This window comes from Roseicella frigidaeris, from assembly GCF_003258945.1.
Taxonomy (GTDB): Bacteria; Pseudomonadota; Alphaproteobacteria; order Acetobacterales; family Acetobacteraceae; genus Paracraurococcus; species Paracraurococcus frigidaeris.
Genome location: NZ_QLIX01000007.1, coordinates 52150 through 66746 on the forward strand (window position 1 = coordinate 52150; position 14597 = coordinate 66746).

General features: G+C 72.2%; 14 protein-coding genes. 7 read left to right on the forward strand and 7 right to left on the reverse strand.

All coding sequences use genetic code 11. The annotated features are described in order from the left end of the window. The first annotated feature begins 25 nt into the window (after positions 1 to 25). The gene (locus DOO78_RS11595; RefSeq protein WP_408887573.1) at positions 26 to 1357 is read left to right on the forward strand and encodes an aspartate aminotransferase family protein; all 1332 of its coding nucleotides are present in this window, start codon (positions 26 to 28) and stop codon (positions 1355 to 1357) included. A gap of 171 nt (positions 1358 to 1528) precedes the next feature. On the opposite strand, the gene DOO78_RS11600 is transcribed toward DOO78_RS11595, so the two are convergent. Beyond that, the gene (locus DOO78_RS11600; protein WP_111469931.1) at positions 1529 to 1717 is read right to left on the reverse strand and encodes a hypothetical protein; all 189 of its coding nucleotides are present in this window, start codon (positions 1715 to 1717) and stop codon (positions 1529 to 1531) included. Between the two features lie 206 nt (positions 1718 to 1923). Here DOO78_RS11600 and DOO78_RS11605 point away from each other — a divergent pair, with 206 nt between their 5' ends. Both DOO78_RS11605 and DOO78_RS11610 read left to right on the forward strand, forming a co-directional pair. Beyond that, entirely contained in the window at positions 1924 to 2898 is a 975-nt protein-coding gene (locus DOO78_RS11605) for a CobW family GTP-binding protein (RefSeq protein ID WP_111469932.1), read from the forward strand. Further along, entirely contained in the window at positions 2895 to 3929 is a 1035-nt protein-coding gene (locus DOO78_RS11610) for a WD40 repeat domain-containing protein (protein ID WP_243634514.1), read from the forward strand. Before DOO78_RS11605 ends, DOO78_RS11610 begins: the two co-directional genes overlap by 4 nt. Positions 3930 to 3982: 53 nt before the next feature. Here the strand turns inward: DOO78_RS11610 and DOO78_RS11615 are convergent, their stop codons facing one another. Continuing rightward, entirely contained in the window at positions 3983 to 4291 is a 309-nt protein-coding gene (locus DOO78_RS11615; protein WP_111469934.1) for a hypothetical protein, read from the reverse strand. A gap of 226 nt (positions 4292 to 4517) precedes the next feature. Between DOO78_RS11615 and DOO78_RS11620 the strand changes: the two genes are divergently transcribed. The 3 genes from DOO78_RS11620 to DOO78_RS11630 all read left to right on the forward strand — a co-directional run bounded on the left by DOO78_RS11620 (position 4518) and on the right by DOO78_RS11630 (position 7179). Continuing rightward, positions 4518 to 4943 carry a DUF3775 domain-containing protein gene (locus tag DOO78_RS11620; RefSeq protein ID WP_111469935.1) on the forward strand — a complete coding sequence of 142 codons (426 nt, stop codon included), beginning with the start codon at positions 4518 to 4520 and terminating at the stop codon, positions 4941 to 4943. A gap of 129 nt (positions 4944 to 5072) precedes the next feature. Then, positions 5073 to 5864 (forward strand): SDR family NAD(P)-dependent oxidoreductase, encoded by a 792-nt coding sequence (locus DOO78_RS11625; protein ID WP_111469936.1) that lies wholly within the window; start codon positions 5073 to 5075, stop codon positions 5862 to 5864. Between the two features lie 118 nt (positions 5865 to 5982). Beyond that, positions 5983 to 7179, forward strand: coding sequence for a CaiB/BaiF CoA transferase family protein (locus DOO78_RS11630; protein ID WP_111469937.1), 1197 nt, complete (start codon positions 5983 to 5985; stop codon positions 7177 to 7179). A gap of 1 nt (position 7180) precedes the next feature. On the opposite strand, the gene DOO78_RS11635 is transcribed toward DOO78_RS11630, so the two are convergent. The 5 genes from DOO78_RS11635 to DOO78_RS11655 form a co-directional block, all read right to left on the reverse strand. Continuing rightward, a complete protein-coding gene (locus DOO78_RS11635) occupies positions 7181 to 7948 on the reverse strand; it encodes an HpcH/HpaI aldolase family protein (protein WP_111469938.1) in 768 nt (255 codons plus the stop codon). Between the two features lie 100 nt (positions 7949 to 8048). Beyond that, the gene (locus DOO78_RS11640) at positions 8049 to 9185 is read right to left on the reverse strand and encodes an acyl-CoA dehydrogenase family protein (protein ID WP_111469939.1); all 1137 of its coding nucleotides are present in this window, start codon (positions 9183 to 9185) and stop codon (positions 8049 to 8051) included. A 1-nt stretch (position 9186) separates the two neighbouring features. Then, entirely contained in the window at positions 9187 to 10392 is a 1206-nt protein-coding gene (locus DOO78_RS11645) for an acyl-CoA dehydrogenase family protein (RefSeq protein ID WP_111469940.1), read from the reverse strand. Between the two features lie 124 nt (positions 10393 to 10516). Further along, positions 10517 to 12613, reverse strand: a complete 2097-nt coding sequence (locus tag DOO78_RS11650) for a 3-hydroxyacyl-CoA dehydrogenase NAD-binding domain-containing protein (RefSeq protein ID WP_111469941.1) — start codon at positions 12611 to 12613, stop codon at positions 10517 to 10519. A gap of 124 nt (positions 12614 to 12737) precedes the next feature. Beyond that, positions 12738 to 13733, reverse strand: a complete 996-nt coding sequence (locus DOO78_RS11655) for a Bug family tripartite tricarboxylate transporter substrate binding protein (protein WP_111469942.1) — start codon at positions 13731 to 13733, stop codon at positions 12738 to 12740. 152 nt (positions 13734 to 13885) lie between these two features. Between DOO78_RS11655 and DOO78_RS11660 the strand changes: the two genes are divergently transcribed. After that, a complete protein-coding gene (locus DOO78_RS11660; protein WP_111469943.1) occupies positions 13886 to 14584 on the forward strand; it encodes a CoA transferase subunit A in 699 nt (232 codons plus the stop codon). Positions 14585 to 14597 lie beyond the last annotated feature (13 nt).

Consider the following 14597-nt stretch of genomic DNA (forward strand, 5'->3'; position numbering starts at 1 on the left):
GGCCGCAGCCGGCGGAGTTTCTTGCATGAACGAGATGAGCGTGTCGCGTCCGAACAACCTGGACGCCTATTGGATGCCCTTTTCCGACAACCGCTACTTCAAGGCGCATCCGCGCATGCTCGCCCGCGCCGAGGGCATGTCCTACTACACGCCCGAGGGGAAGGAGGTGCTGGACGGCACCGCCGGCCTTTGGTGCTGCAATGCCGGCCACGGGCGGGTCGAGATCAAGGAGGCGATCCAGAAGCAGGCCGCCATCCTCGACTACGCCCCCACCTTCCAGCTCGGCCATCCCATCGCCTTCGAGGCGGCGGCGCGCATCGCCGAGATGACGCCGGAGGGCATGGACCGGATCTTCTTCACCAATTCCGGCAGCGAGAGCGCCGACACCGCCCTCAAGATCGCCCTCGCCTATCACAAGGCCCGCGGCGAGAGCAGCCGGGTGCGGCTGATCGGGCGGGAGCGCGGCTATCACGGCGTCGGCTTCGGCGGCATGTCGGTGGGCGGCATCGGCGGCAACCGCAAGCAATTCGGCGCCCTGCTGCCCTATGTCGACCACCTGCCGCACACCCATGGCCTGGCGGCCAACCTCTTCGCCAAGGGCCAGCCGGCCGAGGGCGCGCATCTCGCCGACGCGCTGGAGGCCCTGGTCGCGCTGCACGGCGCCGAGACCATCGCCGCGGTGATGGTGGAGCCGGTGGCGGGCAGCACCGGCGTGCTGGTGCCGCCGGTCGGCTATCTGGAGCGGCTGCGCGAGCTATGCACCAGGCACGGCATCCTGCTGATCTTCGACGAGGTCATCACCGGCTTCGGCCGCCTCGGCACCCCCTTCGGCGCCGAGCGGCTGGGCGTCACGCCCGACATCATGACCATGGCCAAGGGCCTGACCAACGCCGCGGTGCCGATGGGCGCGGTCGCGGTGCAGAACGCCGTCTACGACGCGGTGGTGGACGGCGCGGCGGCCGGCATCGAGCTGTTCCACGGCTACACCTATTCCGGCCATCCGCTGGCGGCGGCGGCGGCGATCGCCACGCTCGACCTGCACCGGGCGGAGGACCTGCCGGGCCGGGCGCGCGCCATCGAGCCCTATTGGCAGGAGGCGGCGCACAGCCTGCGCAGCCTGCCGAACGTCATCGACATCCGCGATTGCGGCCTGATCGCCGGCATCGAGCTGGCGCCGCGCGCCGGCAAGCCCGGGGCGCGGGCGACGGAGGTCTTCCGCCGCTGCTTCGACGATGGCGTGCTGATCCGGGTGACGGGCGACATCATCGCCCTCTCGCCGCCGCTGATCGTCGAGCGCCCGCATGTCGACCGGCTGTTCGGGGTGCTGGGCGAGGCCATCCGCGCCGAGGCGGCCTGAACGCCCCATCGAGCCGCTTCGCGGCTTCGTGGGGGCTCATGGATGCCCCCTGGGTCCGAGGTTGGGTCACAGCCGGCCGCGGCCAGGCCGCGGCGGGCCGTGACGCCCCTCCGAGGCGAGGCGGGTCACGGGGTCCCCACGGAGCCGCGCAGCGGCTTCGTGGGGATTGGATCAGTGCCCCACCTGGTCCTTGAAGGCTCCCTTCGTTTCGTCGCCGCGCGGCGCCGGCTCCGCCGGCTTTTCGGCCGCCCGCTCGGCATGCGGCTTCACCTCGTCGGCCTGCTTGCCCCGGGCGTCGCTGCTCCGCGTATCGATCCCGCCCTTCTTCGAGCTGCCGGGATTGGGGTCTCCGATGGCCATGGCGCGTCTCCGGGTTGCCTGCTCCCTTAACCCGGGGCGGCGGCGATCGTTGTGGCCGGCCGGGCGATTTCCCCGCCGGACCGCCTCCTTCCCCCTTCCCTGGGGGCCGCTCTTTGCCCGCCGCCGCCGCTGCACCATATTGCGCGCGAAGCATTCCTCCCTTTGGCCCCCTCTCGGGGCCCTTCCGTACCCCTGGAGTTCCCCGGATGAGCGAAGCCTCTCCCGTCCCGGTCACCGTCCTCACCGGCTATCTCGGCGCCGGCAAGACCACCCTGCTGAACCGCATCCTCAGCGAGAACCACGGCAAGAAATTCGCCGTGGTGATCAACGAGTTCGGCGAGCTCGGCGTGGACAACGACCTCGTCGTCGATGCCGACGAGGAAGTCTTCGAGATGAACAACGGCTGCATCTGCTGCACCGTCCGCGGCGACCTGATCCGCATCATCGGCGGCTTGATGAAGCGTCGCGGCAAATTCGACGGCATCATCGTCGAGACCACCGGCCTCGCCGATCCCGCCCCGGTCGCCCAGACCTTCTTCGCCGACGAGGACGTCAAGCGCGCCACCCGGCTGGACGCCATCGTCACAGTGGTGGACGCCAAGAACCTGCCGGCGCGCCTCGCCGACAGCAAGGAGGCGGAGGAGCAGATCGCCTTCGCCGACATCATCCTGCTGAACAAGATGGACCTCGTCTCGCCGGAGGAGGCGGAGGCGGTGGAGCGCAAGGTGCGCGCCCTCAACCCCTGGGCCGAGATCCGCCGCAGCACCAAGTCCGACGTGCCGATCGAGGCGGTGATCGGCCGCGAGGCCTTCGACCTCAAGCGCATCCTGGAGCGGGAGCCGGAATTCCTCTCGGGCGAGGACGAGCACGAGCACGACAGCGAGGTGATGAGCGTCTCCTTCGAGGTCTCCCGCCCCATGGACCCGGAGCGCTTCAATGCCTGGATGACGCAGCTCCTCGCCAACAAGGGCCAGGACCTGCTGCGCACCAAGGGCATCCTCTACTACGCCAATGACGACCGCCGCTTCGCCTTCCAGGCGGTGCACATGATCGCCGATGGCGACTTCATCGGCCCGGTGAAGGAGGGCGATCCGCGCAGGTCGAAGATCGTCTTCATCGGCCGCGACCTGAACCGGCCGCAGCTCCGCCGCGGCTTCGAGAGCTGCCAGGTGGACGCGTGAGCGACGAGGCGGCGGATTTCCTGCTCGAGACGCGCGGCGCCTCGCGCGAGCTCGGCGCCTGGGTGGTCGGCCTCGCCTTCGGACGGGACGGCAGCCTCGGCTTCGGGCTCGGCGACGGCACGCTCCGCATCGTCCAGCCGGCGGCGCCGGAGCAGGACTGGCGGAGCGTCGCGGCGCATGACGGCGCGGTGCTCTCGCTCGCGGCCGATGCGAAGGACGGCTACCTCACCGGCGGCGATGATGGCCGCCTGCTGCGCACCGCCCCGGATGGCACGACGACCGAGATCGCCAGCCTCGGCGCCATGAAATGGGTGGAGCATGTGGCGGCGCATGAGAGCGGGCTGCGCGCCGCGAGCCTCGGCAAGCAGCTCCACCTCTTCGACGGCAAGGGGCAGCGGCTGAAGACGCTCCTGCACCCCTCCTCGGTCGGCGGCATTGCCTTCGACGCCAAGGGCAAGCGCGTCGCCGCCAGCCACTACAACGGCGCCAGCCTCTGGTTCGTCGCCTCGAAGGAGGACAAGCCGCGGTTGCTGGAATGGAAGGGCAGCCATGCCGCCATCGCCATCAGCCCGGACGGCACGCATGTGGTCACGGCGATGCAGGAGAACGCCCTGCATGGCTGGCGCCTGGCCGATGGCCAACACATGCGCATGTCGGGCTATCCCTCGAAGACGCAGTTCCTGTCCTTCACCGCCCGCGGCCGCTGGCTGGCGACCAGCGGCGCCGATGCGATCGTGATCTGGCCCTTCTTCGGCGGCGGCCCGATGGGCAAGGCGCCGACCGAGCTGGCCGGCGGCGATGGCGTGCTCTGCAACGCCGTCGCCTGCCATCCGCAGCACGAGGTGGTGGCCGCCGGCTTCGCCGATGGGCTGGTGCTGATCGCCGAGATCGCCTCGGGCAAGGTGGTGCCGGTGGCCGCCCCCGGGCATGGCGGCATCTCGGCCCTCGGCTGGAACGCCGCCGGCACGCATCTCGCCTTCGGCACCGAGGATGGCTTCGCCGGGCTGGTCGATCTCTCCCGGCGCGTCTAGGGCGTGAAGCGCGCGACCAGACAACGACCGGGACCATGATCCGCGGCGGCCGCTCAGCTGCGCCGGACGGGCCCGCTGGCACGCCAGCCCTGGATCACGGGCTGCGGCCGCGGCGCGGCGCCGCGGCAGGTGAAGAAGGCGTGCATCGCCACCGCCGGCGCCTCCAGCGGCTCGGCCTCCGGCACGGCCGGCGCCGAGGCCTGGCTGCGCGGCCGCTCGGCCCGCACCAGCCCCGGCTCGAGCACCGCCGGCAGCCCCTCCGGCCTGCCGCAGGAGGGCCCCGGACCCGCCGGCCCGGTCGACATGGCATGGGCGGCCGAGCCGCCCTCCTTCGGCAGGGGCAGCAGCGCTCCGGCAAGCACGACCCCAAGGGCGATGAGACGCCACCCGGGCGTCGCGCTTGCACGCAACTTGAGCATCGTCTAAGGACCTCTGTCCGATTGCGCGCTCTGGCGCGGGGAATTGCCCCCGCCAACGCGGGCGTTCGGCCTTCTGTTCCCAGCGAAGATTCCCGCCGCGGGCGGGAACCGCCATGCAACCGAAGTGGCCTTTGCGGCCTTACCGGGGCTTTCGAGGGATCGACCCGCCATGGCCAGAGCGCCCGACGACGACGATGACGTGGATCTCGGCATCAGCCTCGAGACGGTTGCAACCGTCGTGGATCATGCGCGCGCCGTGCAGGTGACCGAGGAGACCGATCCGGCGCAGCTCTCCGAGGACGAGAACAGCGAGGCGGCGCTGTTGCAGGAGAATCCGGACGACCTGACCGAGGACTCGCTGCGCGAGTTCATCGACGGGCTCAACGAGGACGAGCAGGCGGCGCTCATCGCCCTCGCCTGGGTCGGCCGCGGCGATTTCGGGTCGGAGGAATGGGAGGAGGCGCTGCGCCTCGCCGCCGAGCGGAACGAGAATGGCGGCGCCGGCGACTACCTGCTCGGCATGGACATGGTGGGCGACCTGCTCTCCGAGGGCGTCGCCGCCTTCGGCCTCTCGCTCGAGGAGATCGAGCGCTGATCCGCCGTGCCGTGAACCACCCCACCCTGGGCCGCCCCGACCTGGGCTGACGCCGCCGCCCATTGTCTCCCGCCGCCGCTGCCGGCAGCATGCCTGGGCAACCGTCGCCAGGGCGGAGGGGAGGAACACATGGATTTCAGCGGCAAGGTCGCCCTCGTCACCGGGGGCGCGAACGGCATCGGCGCGGCGACCGTCCGCGGCTTCGTCGCGCGCGGCGCCAGGGTCGCCATCGTCGACCGCGATGCCGAGGCGGGCGCCGCGCTCGCCGCCGAGTTCGGCCAGGCGGCGATCTTCCGCCAGGCGGACGTGACCCGCGGCGCCGATGTCGCGGCCTATGTGCAGGCGACGCTGGATGCCTTCGGCGCCATCGACTGCTTCCACAACAATGCCGGCATCGAGGGCAAGGTGGCGCCCACCGCCGAGTATGAGGAGGCGATCTTCGACGCGGTGATGGGCGTCAACGTCAAGGGCGTCTTCCTCGGCCTGCGGCACGTGTTGCCGGTGATGATCCGCCAGGAGCGCGGCGCGGTGGTGAACACCGCCTCCATCGCCGGCCTCGTCGGCACGGCGGGCATGCCGGCCTATGTCGCCTCGAAGCATGCGGTGATCGGGCTGACCAAGGTGGCCGCCGGCGAGGTCGGGCGGCTCGGCATCCGGGTGAACGCCATCTGCCCTGGCCCGATCGACACCCGCATGGTCCGCGACATCGCCAAGCAGGTCTCGCCCAACCGCCCGGAGGCGGTGGAGGAGGGCTATGCCGCCGGCCTGCCGCTGCGCCGCTACGGCAGGGCGGAGGAGGTGGCGAATCTCGTGCTGTTCCTGTGCAGCGACCTCGCCAGCAACATCACCGGCGCGCAATACGTGGTCGATGGCGGCCGCACCGCCGTGCCGGTCGGCATCTCGCAGAACGGCGTGCGGTAGCTCTCCCCGAAGCCGCGGCAGGGCAACGGGCGGCAGCCGGATGCGGCGCGCGCGATCTCCGGTTGCAGCCGCTGCCCCATCGCCGCAGCATGGCGGCAAAACAGGGGAGACGTCGCCAATGACCGGGATCTTCGCCGGGCTCAGGGTGATCGACGCCGCCAGCTATGTCGCCGCGCCCGCGGCCGCGACCATCCTCGGCGATTTCGGCGCCGAGGTGATCAAGCTGGAGCCGCCGGGCGGCGACGCCTATCGCGCCCTCGCCACCGCCCCCGGCCAGCCGCGCGGCGAGACCGACTATCCCTGGGTGCTCGACAACCGCGGCAAGCGCGGCCTGGTGCTGGACCTGAAGCGGCCGGAGGCGCAGGCGGTGCTGCACCGGCTGATCCGCGACACCGATGTCTTCGTCACCAACGCCATCCCGCGGCTGCGCGCCGGGCTCGGCATCGCGCCGGAGACGCTGCTCGGCCTGAACCCGCGGCTGATCTACGCCGCGCTCACCGCCTATGGCGAGACCGGGCCGGAGGCGGACAAGACCGGCTTCGACGCCACCGCCTACTGGGCCCGCAGCGGGCTGATGGACCTGGTGCGGTCCGATGCCACCGCGCCCCCGGCCCGCTCCGTCGCCGGCCTCGGCGACCACCCGACCGGCGTCGCGCTCTATGGCGCCATCGCCACCGCCCTCTACCGGCGGGAGCGCACCGGCCAGGGCGGGCTGGTCTCGGCGACGCTGCTCGGCGCCGGGCTCTGGGCCAATGGCTTCATGGTGCAGGCGGCGCTGGACGAGGCGCGCTTCATCCCCCGCCCGCCGCGCGAGCGGGCGCCGAGCGCGCTGACCAACCTCTACCGCGCCGGCTGCGGGCGCTGGTTCCTGCTCGCCCTGCTGAACGAGGCGCGGCAATGGCCGGCGCTGCTCGCCATCCTCGGCCACCCCGCCTGGGGCGAGGACCCGCGCTTCGCCACCCAGGCGCTGCGGCGCGAGCATGCGCAGGCGCTGATCCCGCTGCTCGATGCCGGCTTCGCCGCCCGCAGCCTCGCCGACTGGCGGCCGGTGCTGGATGCCGCCGGCCTCACCTTCGATGCGGTGACGACGACCGGGGAGGCGGCGGCCTCGGAGCAGGCGCGGGCCATGGGCGCCATCCGCCCCACCACCACCGGCGGCTGGACGGTGGACAGCCCGCTGCACCTCGCCGGCGAGACCAAGGCGCCGGCCACCCCGCCGCCCGCGCTCGGCGGCGACACCGAGGCGATCCTGGCCGAGCACGGCTATGCCCCGGCCGAGATCCGGCGGCTGCGGGAGGCGGGGGCGCTGGGCTGAATCAACCGCCCGGCCGGCGCCAGGCCGCGGCCTGGCGGACGGCGTTGGCCAGCATCAGCACGTCGAAGCCATGCACCGGCAGGCGGTGGCCGCGCGCGAGCAGCGCCGCCGTCTGCTCCTGCGTCAGCGCGGCGGCGCCGAGCGGGATGCCGGCGCCGAGGATCGCGTGTTCCAGATGCGCGAAGGCGTCGCGGAATTCGGGCGCATCGAAGCGGCCCGGCACGCCGAGTTCCACCGCGAGGTCGAACTGGGCGATGATCATGGCATCCACCCCTTCCACCCGGCAGATCGCCTCGATGTTCTCCACCGCCGCCCGCGTCTCGATCAGCAGCACGCAGACCGTCGCCGCCGCCCGTTGCGGCAGGTAGTCCTGCAGGCCGGTGCCCCAGCGGGCATGCGCGACGAAGGGGCCCCAGCCGCGTCGGCCGGCAGGCGGGTAGCGGGTCAGCGCGACGCAGGCCGCCGCCTCCTCGGCCGAGCGGATCTGCGGGAAGACGATGCCCTCGGCGCCGAGGTCGAGCGCCGGCTTCACCCAGCCCTCGTCCTGGCGCGGCACCCGGACCAGCGGCGCGCAGCCCGTGCCCGTCGTCGCCGCGATCATGGCGTGCAGGCTCTCCGGCCCGACCGCGCCATGCTCCTGGTCGATGACGAGGAAATCGGCGCCCGCGGCGGCGATGGCCTGGGCCGAGACCGCCGAGGGTATGGTCGCCACGAAGCCGGCGAGGGTCTCGCCGGCCCGCAGCCGCTGCTTCATGCCGGCGATCGCCATGTCCCGGTCCTCCCGCGGCGGAGCCTAGCGCGACGAAGGCCGGCGGACGAAGCCCGAAGCCACCGCGGCAGCTGTGGCGTCCCTCCGCCCTGAGAGGACTCTAGCTCACCTGATCAGCCAGCCGGTCCAGATGCGTCGCGGTGTCGCCGAAGAGGTGCTCGATCACCATGACGCGGCGGAAGAAATGCCCGACCGCGTATTCCTCCGTCATGCCGATGCCGCCATGCAGCTGCACGGCATTCTGCGAGACGAAGCGCCCGGCCTGCCCGACCCCGACCTTGGCCATGGAGATGGCGCGCGCCCGCTCGGCGGCGTCCTCCTCCTCCAGCGACATGGTCGCCAGCATGGCCATGGACCGCCCCTGCTCCAGCGCCACCAGCATCTCCGCCGCGCGGTGCTGCAGCGCCTGGTTGTCGCCGATCGGCCGGCCGAATTGCTGGCGCGTCTTCAGATAGTCGAGGGTCATGGCCTGCATCGTCTCCATCGCGCCGATCACCTCGGCCGCGGTCGCGGCGATGCCCGCCTCCACCACCCGCGCGACGATGGGCAGGCCGCCATCGAGCGGCCCGAGCAGCGCCTCGCGCGGCAGCTCGACGCCGCTCAGCGAGAGCTCGGCCGCCCGCGTGCCGTCGCGCAGCGCATAGCCGCGCCGCGCCAGGCCCGGCGCCTCCGCATCGACGAGGAAGAGCGAGATGCCCTCCGGCTCGTCCTCCCGCCCGGCAGTGCGGGCGCTGACCACCAGCCGGTCGGCGCAGTCGCCATGCAGGACGACGCTTTTCGCCCCCTCCAGCACGAAGCCCTCGCCGCGGCGCGTCGCGGTGGTGCGCACGTCGGAGAGGTCGTAGCGCGCCTGCCGCTCGCCATGCGCGACGGCGAGCTTCAGGCTGCCCTCGGCGATCGCCGGCAGGATCTCCTCCTGCTGCGCCGCGGTGCCGGCGAGGCGGAGGGCGGTGCCGCCCAGCACCACCGTCGCCAGATAGGGCTCCAGCACCAGATGCCGGCCGAAGGCCTGCATCAGCAGCATCACATCGACGGGGCCGCCGCCGAAGCCACCATGCTCCTCGCTGATCGGCAGGCCGAGCAGGCCGAGCTCGGCATAGCGCGACCAGAGCCGCTCGCTCCAGCCGGTCGGCGTGCCGAGCAGGGATTTGCGCTGCTCGAAGCTGTATTCGCTGGCCAGCAGGCGGGCGACGCTGTCGCCCAGCAGGCGCTGGTCCTCGGTCGGGTCGAAATCCATCTCAGAGTCCCAGCACGGCCTTGTTGAGGATGTTCTTCTGAATCTCGTTGGTGCCGCCATAGATCGAGGCGGCCCGCAGCATCAGGTAGTTGGGCGCCATCTGCGGCGCCCAGTCCGGCCCGATCGCCGGCTCGTTCGCCAGCGCCGCCAGCTCCTGCTGCCAGACCGGCATCGCCTGCGGCCCGCCGACATCCATCACCAGCTCGCTGCTCGCCTGCAGCAGCTCCGTCCCCTTGATCTTCAGCACCGAGGAGAGCGGGTCCGGCCGGTTGCCGCCGGCCTTGGCATAGGCGGAGACGACGCGGAGCTGGGTGATCTCCAGCGCCTTCATGTCGACCTCGAGCTGGGCGACGCGGGCGCGGAAGCCGCGATCCTCGATCAGCGGCCGGCCCTCCTTGCGCACCTCGCGTGCCACCTCCTTGGCGAAGCGCACCCGCTCCTTGCTCTTGCCGAGCCGGGCGATGCCGGTGCGCTCGTTGCCGAGCAGGTATTTCGCCACCGACCAGCCGCGATTCTCCTCGCCGACCAGGTTCTCCGCCGGCACCTTCACATCGGTGAAGAACACCTCGTTCAGATGGTGGCTGCCGTCGATGGAGATGATCGGCCGCACCTCGATCCCGGGCGTCCGCAGGTCGATCAGCAGGAAGGAGATGCCCTCCTGCCGCTTCTTGGCCGTCGGGTCGGTGCGCACCAGGCAGAAGCACCAGTCGGCATTGTGCGCCGTCGAGGTCCAGATCTTCTGGCCGTTGACGATGTAGTGGTCGCCCTCCCGCTTCGCCGCGGTGCGCAGGCTGGCAAGGTCGGAGCCGGCGCCGGGCTCGGAGAAGCCCTGGCACCACCAGTCGTCCAGGTTGGCGGCGCGCGGCAGGAAGCGCTTCTTCTGCGCCTCGGTGCCGAACTGGATCAGCACCGGGCCGAGCATGGTGATGTTGAAGGAGAGCAGCTCCGGCGCCGGGGCGGAGAGGTTCTCCTCGAGGAAGATCATGCGCTGGATCGGGCTCCAGCCCGGCCCGCCATGCGCCTTCGGCCAGTTGTAGGCGGCCCAGCCCTGGGCGTTCAGGATGCGCTGCCAGGCGATGGTGTCCTGCTTGCGCGGCGGATAGCCGAGGCGCATGCGCTCGTGGATCTCGCGCGGCAGGTTGTCCCGGATGAAGCCGCGCACCTCCTCGCGGAAGGCGGCCTCCTCGGGCGTGAATCGCAGGTCCATGGACGTGTCCCTTCCCGTGGTTCTACCGACGGACCGGTCTCCTGGCCGGTCCGAGGCCCTCCGCAGGTGCGGCGAAGGCCCAAGCCAGCCGGAGGATTGCGCCCGGCGTCCGAGGGCGATGGTGTCAGCGCAGCGCCGGCGCCTTCAGCTCGCGCAGCAGCCCGCCGCGCTCGGCGGTCTCGCGCAGCAGCGGCGCCGGCGCCCAGCGCGCGCCGTAGCGCTGGTGCCAGGCGGCGATCTGGTTGTAGACCTCGCGGGCGCCGATCCCGTCCGCCCAGGCCATCAGCCCGCCGCGGTAACGCGGGAAGCCGAAGCCGTTCAGCCACATCACGTCGAGGTCGCTGGCGCGGAGGCACTTGCCCTCCTCGATCATCTTGCAGGCCTCGTTCACCGAGCCGAAGAGCAGGCGCTGCAGCACCTCCTCGTCGGAGAAGTCGCGCTGCGCGATGCCCTGCTCCGCCGCCACCTCGCGGATGATCCGGTGCACCTCCGGGTCAGGGTGCGGCGTGCGGTCGCCCGGCGCGTAGCGATACCAGCCGGCGCCGGATTTCTGCCCCTTGCGCCCCATCTCCACCAGCCGGTCCGGGATCGGCAGCATGCGGTAGCCGGGATCCTCCGCCAGCCGCCGCCGCCGGGTCTGGTAGCTGACATCGAGGCCGGAGAGGTCGTTCACCGCGAAGGGGCCCATCGGATAGCCGAACGCGACCATCACCCGGTCCACCTGTTCCGGCAGGGCGCCCTCCTCCACCATCAGGTTCTGTTCCATGGTGAAGGGGATGCGGCTGCGATTGGCGACGAAGCCGTCGCAATTGCCGGCATAGGCGCTGATCTTGCCGATGGCGCGGCCGAGCCGCATCGCCGCCGCCATGGTCTCGGGCGCCGTCCGCGCGCCTTCCACCACCTCGAACAGCTTCATGACATTGGCCGGGGCGAAGAAATGCGTCCCCGCCACCGCCTCCGGCCGGCCGGTGGCGCTGGCGATGCGGTCGATATCGATGGCCGAGGTGTTGGTCAGCAGCAGCGCGCCGGGCTTCATCACCCGGTCGAGCTCGGCGAAGACCGCCTGCTTCACCGGCAGCTGCTCGAACACCGCCTCGATCACCGCGTCGCAATCGGCGATATCCTCGTAGCGCTCGACCGGCTGGATCAGCGCCAGGCGGCGCTCCATCGCCGCCTGGTCGAGGCTGCCGCGGCGGACCGAGACGGCGTAGTTGTCGCGGATGCGCTGCATCCCGCGCGCCAGCGTCTCGGGCGAGGCGTCGAGCAGCTTCACCGGCAGGCCATGGTCGGCGCAGCTCATGGCGATGCCGCCGCCCATGGTGCCGGCGCCGACCACGGCGATGCTGCGGATCTCCGGCGCGGCGAGGTCCTTCGGCAGATGCGGCAGGCGGGCGACCTCGCGCTCGGCGAAGAAGGCGTAGCGGAGCGCCCGCGCCTCGTCGGAATTCTCCAGCTCGCCGAACAGCCGCCGCTCCTCCGCCAGGCCCTCGGCGAGGGGCAGCCGCGTCGCCACCTCCACCGCCGCGATGGCGTGGTAGGGCGCGGTCTGGTTGCGCGCCTTGCGGGCGATGGCCTTGCGCGCCGCCTCGAACAGGCCGGGCTCGGCCGCGGGCGGCGGGCGCTCGCCGATGCGGCGCAGCGGCTCGCCGGCGATCCGCCGGGCGAAGGCGATCGCCTCCGCGCGCAGCTCGCCCTCCACCAGCGCGTCCAGGATGCCGAGCGCCTTCGCCTCCGGCGCCGGGACGTGCCGGCCGGTGGTGATCATCTCCAGCGCCGGCTTCGCGCCGATCAGCCGCGGCAGGCGCTGCGTGCCGCCGCCGCCCGGGATGATGCCGATCAGGATCTCGGGCAGCCCGAGCTTCGCCGAGGGCACGGCGATGCGCCAGGTGCAGCAGAGCGCGTGTTCCAGCCCGCCGCCCAGCGCATAGCCGTGGATGGCGGCGACCACCGGCTTCGCGCTGCCCTCCAGCACGTCGTAGCTGCGGCGCGCCGGCGTCTCGCGCTTGGTGCCGAAGCGGCGGATATCGGCCCCGGCGATGAAGCTGCGGCCGGCGCCGATCAGCACCATGGCGCGCACCGACGGATCGGCCTCGCCGCGCTCGACCGCGGCGATGATGCCCTCCGAGACGCCGGCGCCGAGCGCGTTCACCGGCGGGTTGTCGATGGTGATGACGCCGATGCCGTCCTCGATCTCGAAGCGAACCACCTCTCTCTCGGACACCCTCGATCCCTCCGCCGATTGCTTAGCCGGCTATCGTTCAGCCGAGGCTAGACCGTCCGCCCGGCCCTGGCGAGAGCGTTTCGGCGCGCCGATCCAAGCCGCTTCGCGGCTTCGTGGGGAGTCATCAGTGCAGCAGCAGCCCGGCCTGGCCCGCCGCCTGGCGCGACAGCACCGCCTCCTGCCGCAGCAGCGCCGCGAAGCCCTCGGGGCTGCGGGTCGCCGGATCGGCCAGCAGGCTGCCGGTCTCCTCCACCCGTGCCTGCAGCGCCGGATCGGCGAGCGGCCCGGCGAAGCCCGCCTGCAGGGCGGCGATCAGCCGGGACGGCGTGCCCGCCGGCACCAGGATGCCGATGAAGGAGACGAGGCCGCCCCCCGGCACCCCGGCGGCGGCGAGGCTCGGCACCTCGGGCAGCATCGGCAGGGGCTGCGGCAGGGCGGCGGCGAGGATGCGGAGCTGCCCGTCGCGGTGCAGCGGCAGGGCGGTGGTCACCTGCTCCATCGAGCAGGCGAGCGCGCCGCTCAGCAGGTCGGGCGTCGCGGCGCCGCTCGAGCGGTAGGGCACATGCACCAGGCCGATGCCGGTCGCGGCGTTCAGCAGCTCGATGTTGAGGTGGTTGGAGGTGCCGGTGCCGGCCGAGCCGCATTGCAGCTGCCCGGGCCGGGCCTTCGCATGGGCGATGAACTCCTCCAGGCTCCGCACCGGCAGCTTCGGGCTGGCCACCAGCACCTGCGGCGTGCGGAAGCAGAGGCAGACCGGCAGGAAATCCCGCGCCGGGTCGTAGGGCACCCGCTCCATGATCAGCGGGTTGATGACGAGGGCGCCGTTCGAGCCGAGCAGCAGCGTATGCCCGTCCGGCTGGGCGCGGGCCACCAGCTCGGTGCCGAGATTGCCGCCGGCGCCGGGCCGGTTCTCGATCACCACCGGCTGGCCGAGCCGCTCGGCGACGGCCGGCGTCAGCAGCCGCGCCAGCGTGTCGAGGTTGCCGCCGGCGCCGAAGGGCACGACGAGGCGCAGCGGACGATCGGGGAAGCGGGCCTCCGCGCCGGCGATGGCCGGCGCCGCGAGCAGGGCGAGCGCGGCGCGGCGGGTCAGCGGCCCGGGCCTCTGGCGGCGGATCATGGCGTCCCTTCCCGTCCTGTGGCGCGTCTGCGCGCGCCCGGGCGCAGTGAAGCATCCCGCCCGCCCGGCCGCCAGGGGCTGGCCGGGCCGGCGAGGCCGCGCCTACACTCCGCGCCAACGCAGGATGCGAGGCGAGGAGGAAGCGCCCGGGCATGATCGACAAATTCGTCCGCTCCATGGCCGAGGCCATGGCCGGCATCCCGGACGGCGCCACCGTCATGATGCCCGGCTTCGGCGAGGTGGGCGCGCCGAACGCGCTGCTGGAAGGGTTGATCGAGCAGGGCGCGACCGACCTGACCCTGGTGATCAACTCCGCCGGCCGCATGCGCGTGCCCGGCAAGCCGCCGAACGCGGTGGCGCGGCTGATCGACCAGGGCCGGGTGCGCAAGGTGATCACCAGCTTCGTGCGCGCCAACAGCGTCGCCGGCGACTGGGTGCGCGACGGCAGGCTGCAGGCGGAGGTGATCCCGCAGGGCACGCTGGCCGAGCGCATCCGCGCCGCCGGCGCCGGCATCCCCGCCTTCTTCACCCCGACCGGCGCCGGCACCCTCATCGCCGAGGGCAAGGAGGTGCGCGAGTATCAGGGCCGGCCCTGCATCCTGGAGGAGGCGCTGCCCGGCGACGTGGCGCTGATCGAGGCCTGGATGGCCGATCGCTGGGGCAACCTGACCTACAGGGAGACCGGGCAGAATTTCAATCCGATCATGGCGATGGCGGCGAAGCTGACGATCGTGCAGACGCACAACGCGGTCGATCTCGGCATGCTGCCGGCGAACGCCATCCACACGCCCGGCATCTACGTCAACCGGGTGCTGCACCTGCCGGTCGGCGACCCGGTGCTGCCGCGGTGAGGCCATGGGGGAG

Coding starts and splice junctions, on each gene's coding strand:
- DOO78_RS11600 (WP_111469931.1), bottom strand. CDS start 1,717: ATGGCCATCGGAGACCCCAATCCCGGCAGCTCGAAGAAGGGCGGGATC.
- DOO78_RS11660 (WP_111469943.1), top strand. CDS start 13,886: ATGATCGACAAATTCGTCCGCTCCATGGCCGAGGCCATGGCCGGCATC.
- DOO78_RS11595 (WP_408887573.1), top strand. CDS start 26: ATGAACGAGATGAGCGTGTCGCGTCCGAACAACCTGGACGCCTATTGG.
- DOO78_RS11655 (WP_111469942.1), bottom strand. CDS start 13,733: ATGATCCGCCGCCAGAGGCCCGGGCCGCTGACCCGCCGCGCCGCGCTC.
- DOO78_RS11640 (WP_111469939.1), bottom strand. CDS start 9,185: ATGGATTTCGACCCGACCGAGGACCAGCGCCTGCTGGGCGACAGCGTC.
- DOO78_RS11625 (WP_111469936.1), top strand. CDS start 5,073: ATGGATTTCAGCGGCAAGGTCGCCCTCGTCACCGGGGGCGCGAACGGC.
- DOO78_RS11630 (WP_111469937.1), top strand. CDS start 5,983: ATGACCGGGATCTTCGCCGGGCTCAGGGTGATCGACGCCGCCAGCTAT.
- DOO78_RS11620 (WP_111469935.1), top strand. CDS start 4,518: ATGGCCAGAGCGCCCGACGACGACGATGACGTGGATCTCGGCATCAGC.
- DOO78_RS11635 (WP_111469938.1), bottom strand. CDS start 7,948: ATGGCGATCGCCGGCATGAAGCAGCGGCTGCGGGCCGGCGAGACCCTC.
- DOO78_RS11645 (WP_111469940.1), bottom strand. CDS start 10,392: ATGGACCTGCGATTCACGCCCGAGGAGGCCGCCTTCCGCGAGGAGGTG.
- DOO78_RS11605 (WP_111469932.1), top strand. CDS start 1,924: ATGAGCGAAGCCTCTCCCGTCCCGGTCACCGTCCTCACCGGCTATCTC.